We start from the raw sequence: 9,766 nt of genomic DNA, 5'->3' as shown, positions 1-9,766 counted from the left end.
CGCAGCCTTACTTGCGCACGAAATCCAGCAGGTCCTGGTTGAGCCGATCCTTGTGCGTATCGGTGATGCCGTGCGGCGCACCCGGATAGACGATCAGTTCGGCGTTGCGGATCAGCGCCGAAAAAAATAACAAATGGGATCAGACCTCATTTATTTCCCAATATCGCACCCACCCGCCCAGGCACGCGACAGCCTTTCGCGACGACACCGGGCGACATAACCCTGGCCCAGGCATCGTTCGCGACAGCCGAGACCCCTCAATGCCAGCCCGGCGGCGTGTTCGCTGGCATAGCCGACGGGGCGTCTTTGCCGGACCGAGCCCGCCGTTCGATGTCGTCAAGACGTCCACAAGAAGCGCAGTTCTCCCGCACTCCGCCGGTTGGCTATAATCATCCCGATAGAAACATTAATAAATTATAAGCAGTCTTATCGGGACACTTGATATGGAAATCCCAATTCCTCTGCCAGTCGAGCGGGCGATCCGGAAGCTTGGCAGCGACATCTCCCTTGCCCGCCGTCGGCGGCACATTTCGCAGGCCTCGCTCGCCGAGCGCATGGGTGCGTCCCTATCCACGGTGCGGCGCATGGAGCAAGGCGACCTGCGGGTGCCCATTCACTTCTTCGCCCGAGCGCTTCACGTCTTCGGCGAAATACAGTCGCTGGAAAACCTGCTGGACACGGCGAAAGACGACATCGGCCTGACCTTGATGGACGAAAACCTGCCCAAGCGCGTGCGCAGCAAGGCCGGTACGTCGGGGGCGCTCTGATGACGGTGTCCGCGCCAACCCGCCGACAGATTCAGATATGCATCGGCAAAGCCGGTCTGCCTGTTGGCTCGCTCGTCTATGTGCGCCAAGGCCGGCGCGAGCACAGCACCTTTGCTTATGAGCCATCCTGGCTGGGCACCACGGCGCGCTTCAATGTGTCGGCCGACCTGCAACTGACGCCGGGCTACCAACCGCACAAGGCGCGCTCGCTGCACGATTCCGTATTTCATGGCGCCATCGCCGATACCGCGCCAGACGCCTGGGGGCGGCGCGTCATCGCCCGCGCCCACGCCAAGCGCCGCAAGACCGATCCGCAACTGCCGACCCTTACCGAACTGGATTACCTGCTGGCGGTGGATGACTTCAGCCGCGTCGGCGCGCTGCGCCTGCGCGATGCGGATGGAGACTGGCACCGAACGACGCCCGAAGGACGGCGCAGTACTCCGCCCTTGATCGAACTGCAGCGCATCTACCAGGCCAGCCGCGCCGTCGAGCGCGGACAGGAGACGGCCGAGGACTTGCGCTACCTGCAGGGCAAGGGCACCTCGCTCGGCGGCATGCGACCCAAGTGCACCCTGGTGGACGAAGACGGCCGGCTCGCCATCGGCAAGTTTCCCAGTGTCAGCGATACGCGCAGCGTCACCCGCGGCGAGGTACTGGCGCTGAAGCTCGCAGTGCGCGCGGGCATCGACACCGCGCCCGCGCGGATCGTTCTGCTGGGCGACGAGGGAAACGAAGTGCCTGTGGCCGTGATCGGCCGCTTCGATCGCGATGGCGCCGACGGCCGCATCCCCTACCAGTCGGCGGCATCCCTGCTGCAGGCCTCGCGCGAGGAGGATCGCAGTTACACCGAGATCGCCGACGCCATCCGCACCCACGGCCACGCGCCCACGCATGACTTGCAGCAGCTCTGGCGCCGCATGGCGTTCAATCTGCTCATCACCAACGTGGACGACCACCTGCAGAACCACGGCTTCCTGCACGTGGCCCACGGTCAATGGCGTCTCGCGCCTGCTTTCGACATCAACCCGTTTCCGGACAAGGAGCGGGAATCCAAAACCTGGTTGTCGGAGCAGGACGGACCGATCACCGACGTGCAGATGTTGTTGGCCCGCTCGTCGTACTTCGCACTGAGCGCGGAACAGGCCTTGTCGGTGCTGAAAGAGGTCCATGCGGCGGTCTGTCGATGGCGGCAAGTTGCGCTGGCCCCGGAAATCGGACTGCAGGAAAGCGAGCTGGACGATTTCGCGCCGGCCTTCGAGCACGCCCAGATGGAAGCAAGCGCCGCGCTGTTCGGCCGGTAGGCCCCGGCGATGCGCGAAAAGTGACGCGGAGAGGCACTGTCCGTGGACGTGGTGACGGGTCGCGCGTCGAAGGTACAACGAAGAACAATAGGGGACGCACCACGAATGCCGAACGAATATTCCGAGGTGTCTTCTCTTCTACTGATGCCTGATCCGGTTGTCGTGCGAGGAAACCTCAGGGACGTACCACCGTTTCCTCTTCCAGCTTCCGCCCTCGACTTTTTAGCTCAAAACGCCCCTTAGCATGTCCAAGGGCAAGCGGTGCTGATTCAATTTGATTCAGTAGACGTAAAAAGCCCCACCCACCCGCAGTGCGGGTCGGTGGGGCTTCTCTTCAGTTGCTCAGGTTGTTGCGCTGCGATGGTCTCAGCGCAGCGCCTGAGCGATCTCGATATCGCGCTTGAGCATTTCGTTAGCGAGTTCCGAGACATTAATGCCTTTCTTCTGGGCAGCGGCGGTGAGTACCGCCAGTACCGCCTCCTCCAGATACACCGGCATATGAAGCCGGGCATCGGGGCTATGGAACTTGCCGCGCACGCCCTTCGAGAAATCAATCTCAGCGGGCATATCGTCGTCCTGATCCAGTGTCTGTGACATGGTCGTTTCCTCTATCGTGCGAGCAGCCTACCGCTCATCCTCATACTGCTGACGCTCAAAGCGGGTTGCCTCGCGCGCCGAAATAATCCGTACCTGAGCCCGGTCCGGGCCGGTCATCACAAACGTATGCGAAACCGCCAGCAACTTGCCAGGGCGTGTCTGTCCCACCGTGAACCAGCGCTCCTCGGTTTCGCCATAGGGGTGGCTATGCCGCGCTCCCATCGGTTGTAAACACGAAGGTCGATTTCCAGCAAGGCCGCCAAGCGCGCCTGGGGCATCTTGCGGGTCTCGCGCAGTGTGCGCAATCGTTCAGCAAGTGCGGCCATATCCTGATCGGGCAACCAGATAAGTGACGCAGCCATTGTAGACGCTGGTGCGGGAAGGCCACATGAACGGTCGGGGACACCACGAATACCAGGTTGCATCCGTCACGACTGCGGTTCACCCGCCACTGAACAACAAAACCCGGCGCGCGTCGCGGGACCGGGTTTCCCGCAGCCTTACTTGCGCACGAAATCCAGCAGGTCCTGGTTGAGCCGATCCTTGTGCGTGTCGGTGATGCCGTGCGGCGCACCCGGATAGACGATCAGTTCGGCGTTGCGGATCAACGCGGCCGATGCCTTGCCGGACAGGTCGATCGGCACGATCTGGTCATCGTCGCCGTGGATCACCAGCGTAGGCACGTCGAACTTCTTCAGGTCGGCGCGGAAATCGGTGGCCGAGAACGCCGCGATCGAGTCGTAGGTGTTCTTGTGCCCGGCCTGCATGCCCTGCGCCCGGAAGGACTGGATCAGCCCCTGCGACGGCGTGGCACCCGGACAGTTGTAGCCGTAGAACGGACCCGAGGCGATGTCCAGATAGAGCTGCGAGCGGTTTGCCTGCGAGCGCTTGCGGATGCCGTCGAACACCTCGATCGGCAGGCCGCCCGGGTTGTCGGCGATCTTCGGCATCATCGGCGGCACCGAACTGACCAGCACCGCCTTCTTCACACGGGCAGTTCCATGGCGACCGATGGGGGTCCGCTGACACTCGATTCGCGTGCCGCGTGGGCGACGGTGCCTCTCCGTGAGGTGTCAGTCAGCGATGACCAGGGTCACGTCGATGTTGCCGTGGGTGGCGTTCGAGTACGGGCACACGATGTGCGCCTTCGCGACCAGCGCTTCGACCTGATCTCGCGGCAGGCCGGGCACGGCGATGGTCAGCTCGACCTCGATGCCGAAGCCGGTCGGGATGGCGCCGATGCCGACGCGGCCGGTGATCTGCGTGTCGGCCGGCAGTTCGACCTTGTCCTGCGCGGCGACGAACTTCAGCGCGCCGAGGAAGCAGGCCGAATAACCGGCGGCGAACAGTTGTTCGGGATTGGTGCCGGCACCGCCGGCGCCGCCCAGTTCGCGCGGGGTCGACAACTGCAGGTCGAGCACGCCGTCGGACGACTTGGCGCGGCCTTCACGGCCTCCGGTGGCGGTGGCTTGAGCGGTGTAGAGGACTTTTTCGATGGACATGGTTAACTCCTGTGCGTTGAGCGGGTGAGGCAATGCCGGTTGGCAGGACAAACTTTGCGCCCGCATTCGATACCGAATGCAACGTATAGTCCTGAAAACTTGTCTCGTCGTATCAAAACGCACCATGCTGGACAGACTCGATACCTTGCTCGCGCACTTTTCGGTCAGCGCCCGCGTGTTCAACACCGGCGCGCTGTGCGGCATCACCGAACTGGACGCCGGTGACAGCGGACGCATGCACCTGATCCGCGCAGGCGAAGCCGACGTGCATCATCCAGGCGGCATCGAGCGCGTGACCCGGCCCAGCCTGCTGCTGTTTCCACGCCCGGTTGCCTACCGTTTCGTCACCGACCCGACATGCGGCGCCGACTTTGCGTGTGCGCGGCTGCACTTTTCCGGCGGCGTGACCAATCCGATTGCTTCGGCGCTGCCGGATTTCACCTGTCTGGCGCTGGACGACATCCTCGGTGCGGGACCGGTGCTGGATCTGCTTTTCGACGAGGCTTCAAATCAGCACTGCGGCCGTCAGACCGTGCTGGATCGATTGTTCGAAGTGGTGCTGGTGCAGGTGCTCAGGCACCTGATGGAAGGGGGTAAGACCGGCGCAGGCATGCTGACCGGACTGTCACACCCTCGCTTGCGCCTCGCGCTGGTGGCGATGCACGAGAATCCGGCGCACGGCTGGACGCTGGACACCCTCGCTGCGCGCGCCGGCATGTCGCGCAGCGTGTTTGCCAATGCGTTTCGCGACACCGTGGGCTGCACGCCTGGCGCTTACCTTCAGCGCTGGCGCATCGGACTTGCCGAGCTGGCATTGCGTCGCGGGCGAACGCTGGCGCTGATCGCCGATGAAGTCGGTTATGGAGGAGAGGCCGCGCTGTCTCGTGCCTTCAAGGCACAGACCGGGCTGTCACCGCGGCAATGGCGCGAGGCGCACAAGCGGTGACGGGAGGGGGCTGGACATGCGTCGGCGCACGTCCTGATGCGGCATTCGCGACGCACCAATGAAAAAAGCGGGCAATGCCCGCTTTTTTCATTGTCGCAATACCGGGATCAGCGGTTGGCGATGTACATCGTGATTTCAAAGCCAAAACGCAGGTCGGTCGCCTTCGGGGTTTGCCAGTTCATGTGTGTCTCCTCGATGATTTCGCTTCGCTTCACAGCAACGCGCTGTGCATGGATCGAATACTGCGCCGACCGCCGGCGCGTCACCTCGGGCCGGTCACGAAAGAAGGCTCACGATTTTCATGAGAGCAATGCGCGGAAGTCGTCCGGCAGCATGCAGGTCTGCAGGCTGCGCTGCGTGAACAGGAAGCGCCCGTCGCACACGAAGCCCAGTTCTTCCCAGTCGACCGCATCGTTGAGCAGGCTCGCGGCGCGCGCGACGTCGAGCAGTGGTGAGCGCGCGAACAGGGCGAGCACGGCGCCGTCGTAATGCGGGCAATCATGCAGGAAGAACGGACGCGGCTTGCGCGTCTTGCCATTCACGTAGATGCGCGCAGCGTCCGAGCGGTGATGCAGCCGGCCCCAGCACCACCAGTTGTGTTCATCGAACGGCCGTACGCGGCGCGCCAGCAATCGGGCCTTGTGCTGTTCCAGCCAGTCGTTGCGCACATCGAAGAAGGCGCGCCGAGTACGGCCGGTGTCGACGGTGCTGGAACAGACGAATTCCATATTGCCTTCCGGATGCACGAACACCTCGTCGGCACCGGATACGGCGCCCACGCGCACGTCGAACAGTGCCGACAGCGGCACGCCGTAGTCGCCGCGCAGGAACATCAGCTGTCCCTGTTCGCAATGAAAGCGCCGGCCGTCGTGCATGCGGCGGTCCGCGCGTCCCTTCTCGAAGCGGAACACCGCGCAGTTCGGCACATACGCACCGAACACGCGTGCATCGCCGGTTTCGATGAAGTCGGTGATGCTGCCCTGCTCGAACAGCCAGGCATTCAGCCGACGGGCGGCGGTCAGTTTGATGAATTCGCGCGGCACGATGAAGATCAGTTCGCCGCCCGGATTCAGGTGGCGCACGCACTTTTCGATGAAGAACAGGTAGAGGTTGCTGCGCAGGTCGAACAGCGCGCTGGCCAGCCGGACGCGCGTCGCCGGCAGGATGTCCTGGTGCCGCACATAGGGCGGATTGCCGATGATGGTGTCGAAGCGCTCAGTCAGCGGGTAGTCGAAGAAATCCATGACCTGCGCGCCGGCCGGCGCAACCGACGGATCGAGCTCGATTGCGGTGCAACCGGGCAGGCGCGACGAGAACGCGCCGTCGCCGGCCGAAGGTTCGAGCACCCGCCCGGCATTGCGACGCAGCGCAAGCATCTGCGCCACGACATCGTCGCGGGTGAACACCTGCCCGTACTGTTCCACCCGATGATTGCGGTCGTCCATGGTGCGATTGTCACATGGCACGGTGTCGTGCAGGCATGCATGGGCTAACATCGACGCCCGATCGATTCGCCCGACCACGCGCCGCCCATGCTGCATCCTCCGACAGAACCGTACGACACCGGCTGGCTCGACGTCGGACACGGCCATCGCATCTACTACGAACAATGCGGCAATCCGGACGGCCTGCCCGCACTGTATGTACACGGCGGCCCGGGTTCGGGCTGCTCGCCGCGCCAGCGCCGCTTCTTCGATCCGGAGCGCGATCGCGTCGTGCTGTTCGACCAGCGCGGCTGCGGCCGCAGCACACCGGCCGGCGACATCGCCCACAACCACACCGATGCGCTGGTGGCCGACATCGAGGCGCTGCGCGCCCGCCTGGGCATCGAACGCTGGCTGGTGTTCGGCGGCTCCTGGGGTTCGACGCTTGCAGTCGTCTGGGCGGCTCGCCACCGCGCAGCCTGCAGCGGGCTCATCCTGCGTGGTGTGTTCCTCGCCGGGCGCGCTGATCTCGACTGGTTCTTCCACGGCGCGGCGGCACTCGCCCCCGAGGCGCACGGCGCGCTGATGCAGGCCGTACCGGCGCGCTGGCGCGACCGCATCGTCGTGTGGCTGGATCGCGCGCTGTCGTCGGGCGATGCGGCGCGCGTCGATCACGCCGTACTGGCCTGGCGCAACTGGGAATACGCGCTCGGCAGCTGGCCGCACAGCGCACTGCCTGCTGCGCCCACCGACGACGAATGGCCGGGGCTGCGCAACCGCTACCGCGTGCAGGCGCACTACCTCGCCCACCGCTGCTTTCTCGGTGAGGCAAAGGTGCTCGATGCCATTGCGCATGTGCACGGTGTGCCGTTGGCCATCGTGCATGGCAGCCACGATCTGGTGTGCCGACCGCAGAACGCCTGGCGCGCACATCGCACCGCGCATGGCAGCAAACTGGCCTGGGCGCAGGGTGCGGGGCACGATCCCTTCCATCCGGCGAGCGTCGCGCTGCTGGTGTCGGCGATCGATGCGCACGCGCGCGACGGCGACTTCGCGGCCTGGCCCGGAGCCTCCGCGTGAGCCTGCGACTGAAACTGAATCTGCTGATCGCACTGGTCATCCTGACCTTCACCAGCACCATGCTGATGCTGGAACTGATGGGCACGCGCCGTGCGGTGAGCGAGGAAATCGAGGCGGCGAACAGGGTGGCCACGCAACTGCTGTCGCGTGTCACGCTGGTCTATGCCAATACCGGGTCGCCCGCCCTGGTCGACTTCCTGCACCGGCTCGGGCGGGTGCGGGCGACCGAAATCCGTCTGGTCGATGGCGACGGCGTTCAACTGTATGCGTCGCCGCCGACGCCCTACAAGGCCGGAAGGGACGCGCCGGACTGGTATTCGGATGCCATCCTGCCGCGCAATCCGCGGCAGGAAATCACGCTGGCCGATGGCGCAAAACTGGTGGTCGAAGCCGACGCCTCGCGCGCGATTCTCGACGGCTGGGATGAAGCCGTGCGCCTGCTGATCGCGGGCACGATCGCGCTGATATTGGGCAATGCGCTCGTATTCTGGCTGGTCGGGCGCGCGACGCGGCCGTTCAACCGCATCGTTCGCGGGCTGGAACAGATGCGCGCAGGCGATTACCACACGCGGCTGGAAGAGCTGCCCGGACGCGAAGCGGGCTCGATGGCACAGGCGTTCAACCGCATGGCGCAATCGATCGAAGACAACATGACGGCGCGACAGGAAGCGCTCGAGGCGCGCAGCCATCTGGAAGAAAACCGCGAACTGACGCAATTCATCCAGAGCCGCATCGAAGAAGAGCGACGCGACATCGCGCGCGAGCTGCACGACGAAATGGGCCAGGCGGTCACGGCCATCAAGAGCATGGGCCTGTCGATCGCGCGTCGTGATGTGCAAAGCGACCCGCGCAGTGCCGAGGCGGCGCAACTCATCGTCGACACGGCCGACCATCTGTACGACGTCATGCACAGCATCATTCCGCGCCTGCGTCCGCTGGCGCTGGACAATCTCGGGCTGGAAGATGCGCTGGACGATCTGGTGGCCGAGTGGCGCCGCCACCACCCGCACATGCAGTTCGAACTGCGGATGTCGGATCTGCCTGAAGCGCCCGGCGATTCCTTCAAGCTTGCCGCCTACCGCATCGTGCAGGAAGCGGTGACCAATGCGCTGAAACACGCCAGTGCAGGGAAAATCATGATTTCGCTGCGGGGTACTGAACAGTTCCTGCATCTGACAGTCGAGGATGACGGGAGCGGACTGGCCGAAGGCTGGGCGCACAAGCGCGGTCATCACGGCGTGCGCGGCATGCGCGAACGCGCACAGGCGCTCGGCGGCGAACTGGACGTGACGGCGCGTGACGGCGGCGGCACCCAGGTCGTGGCCCGACTGCCACTCGAATAAGACAGGGGAGACAACAGGATGGGTCCGATCAAGGTGATGCTGGTCGATGACCATGCGGTGGTGCGCATGGGCTTCAAGCTGCTGCTGGCCGCGTGCGAGGACATCGAGGTGGTCGGTGAGGCGGACAGCGGCGAAACCGCCTATGTGCGCTATGCCGAACTGAAGCCGGACGTGGTGGTGATGGACCTGTCGATGCCCGGCATGGGCGGTATCGAGGCGGTGCGCCGCCTGACGGCGCGCGACAAGGGCGTACGCATCCTCGCGCTGTCGGCGCACGAAGACACGGCGCATCCGAAGCGCGTGCTCAAGGCAGGCGCGACCGGCTATCTGTCGAAGCGGGGTGCGCCGGAAGCGTTGATCGACGCGGTGCGCACGGTGGCGTCCGGCCGCATGTATCTGGACGCAGAGATTGCGCAGAAGCTGGCGATGCAGGACGTGACCGGCGCACAGAATCCGGTCGAGGCCCTCTCGGAACGCGAATTCGAAGTGTTCATCCACCTCGCGCGTGGTCAGTCGGTGAACCAGATCGCAGAAACCCTGCATCTGTCGACCTCGACCATCGGCACCCACCTGTACAACGTGAAGCAGAAGCTCGGCGCGTCGAACCAGGCCGAGCTGACGCTGATTGCGCTGCGCAACGGGCTGATCGAAGCCTGAGTTCAGCCCGACGCGGCACTCGCACCACAACGGGGCACCCTGCATCACGGTGCAGCGCCCGCTGCACCGGTGACCGCCCGTACAGAGTGGCAATCTGCAACGTCGGCGGGTTGGGTGTCGCAGACTTCAACGCTTCCGCAGCGCCC

General features: G+C 64.6%; 12 protein-coding genes. 6 read left to right on the top strand and 6 right to left on the bottom strand.

The window, feature by feature from the left end:
- Positions 1–7 precede the first annotated feature (7 nt).
- Positions 8–133, bottom strand: coding sequence for a hypothetical protein (locus Q8R75_RS02725; RefSeq protein WP_305612253.1), 126 nt, complete (start codon positions 131–133; stop codon positions 8–10).
- Positions 134–443: 310 nt separating this feature from the next.
- On the opposite strand from Q8R75_RS02725, the gene Q8R75_RS02720 reads away from it, so the two are divergent.
- Positions 444–767 (top strand): helix-turn-helix transcriptional regulator, encoded by a 324-nt coding sequence (locus tag Q8R75_RS02720; protein WP_305612254.1) that lies wholly within the window; start codon positions 444–446, stop codon positions 765–767.
- The gene (locus Q8R75_RS02715; protein ID WP_305612256.1) at positions 767–2,071 is read left to right on the top strand and encodes a type II toxin-antitoxin system HipA family toxin; all 1,305 of its coding nucleotides are present in this window, start codon (positions 767–769) and stop codon (positions 2,069–2,071) included. Before Q8R75_RS02720 ends, Q8R75_RS02715 begins: the two co-directional genes overlap by 1 nt.
- Before the next feature lie 366 nt (positions 2,072–2,437).
- Here the strand turns inward: Q8R75_RS02715 and Q8R75_RS02710 are convergent, their stop codons facing one another.
- From Q8R75_RS02710 to Q8R75_RS02700, 3 genes are all read right to left on the bottom strand, one after another.
- Positions 2,438–2,668, bottom strand: a complete 231-nt coding sequence (locus Q8R75_RS02710; protein ID WP_305612257.1) for a hypothetical protein — start codon at positions 2,666–2,668, stop codon at positions 2,438–2,440.
- Positions 2,669–3,168: 500 nt separating this feature from the next.
- Positions 3,169–3,657, bottom strand: a complete 489-nt coding sequence (locus Q8R75_RS02705; protein WP_305612259.1) for an alpha/beta hydrolase — start codon at positions 3,655–3,657, stop codon at positions 3,169–3,171.
- A gap of 84 nt (positions 3,658–3,741) precedes the next feature.
- A complete protein-coding gene (locus Q8R75_RS02700; protein ID WP_305612261.1) occupies positions 3,742–4,170 on the bottom strand; it encodes an organic hydroperoxide resistance protein in 429 nt (142 codons plus the stop codon).
- 124 nt (positions 4,171–4,294) lie between these two features.
- Here Q8R75_RS02700 and Q8R75_RS02695 point away from each other — a divergent pair, with 124 nt between their 5' ends.
- Positions 4,295–5,116 carry an AraC family transcriptional regulator gene (locus Q8R75_RS02695; RefSeq protein ID WP_305612263.1) on the top strand — a complete coding sequence of 274 codons (822 nt, stop codon included), beginning with the start codon at positions 4,295–4,297 and terminating at the stop codon, positions 5,114–5,116.
- Positions 5,117–5,223: 107 nt separating this feature from the next.
- Here the strand turns inward: Q8R75_RS02695 and pqqA are convergent, their stop codons facing one another.
- On the bottom strand, positions 5,224–5,298 hold the full coding sequence (pqqA, locus tag Q8R75_RS02690; RefSeq protein WP_083224124.1) for a pyrroloquinoline quinone precursor peptide PqqA: 75 nt from the start codon (positions 5,296–5,298) through the stop codon (positions 5,224–5,226).
- A 117-nt stretch (positions 5,299–5,415) separates the two neighbouring features.
- Entirely contained in the window at positions 5,416–6,561 is a 1,146-nt protein-coding gene (locus Q8R75_RS02685; RefSeq protein WP_305612264.1) for a class I SAM-dependent methyltransferase, read from the bottom strand.
- A gap of 87 nt (positions 6,562–6,648) precedes the next feature.
- Between Q8R75_RS02685 and pip the strand changes: the two genes are divergently transcribed.
- From pip to Q8R75_RS02670, 3 genes are read left to right on the top strand one after another with little or no spacing between them, the layout of a single operon-like run.
- Entirely contained in the window at positions 6,649–7,620 is a 972-nt protein-coding gene (pip, locus tag Q8R75_RS02680; RefSeq protein WP_305612266.1) for a prolyl aminopeptidase, read from the top strand.
- Positions 7,617–8,963 carry an ATP-binding protein gene (locus Q8R75_RS02675; protein ID WP_305612268.1) on the top strand — a complete coding sequence of 449 codons (1,347 nt, stop codon included), beginning with the start codon at positions 7,617–7,619 and terminating at the stop codon, positions 8,961–8,963. Before pip ends, Q8R75_RS02675 begins: the two co-directional genes overlap by 4 nt.
- A gap of 18 nt (positions 8,964–8,981) precedes the next feature.
- Entirely contained in the window at positions 8,982–9,620 is a 639-nt protein-coding gene (locus Q8R75_RS02670) for a response regulator transcription factor (RefSeq protein WP_257078765.1), read from the top strand.
- The last annotated feature ends 146 nt before the right edge of the window (positions 9,621–9,766 follow it).

The organism is Methyloversatilis sp., assembly GCF_030696805.1.
Classification (GTDB): Bacteria; Pseudomonadota; Gammaproteobacteria; order Burkholderiales; family Rhodocyclaceae; genus Methyloversatilis.
The sequence above is the reverse complement of the archived record's forward strand: the minus strand, read 5'-3'. Positions and strand labels throughout refer to the sequence as shown.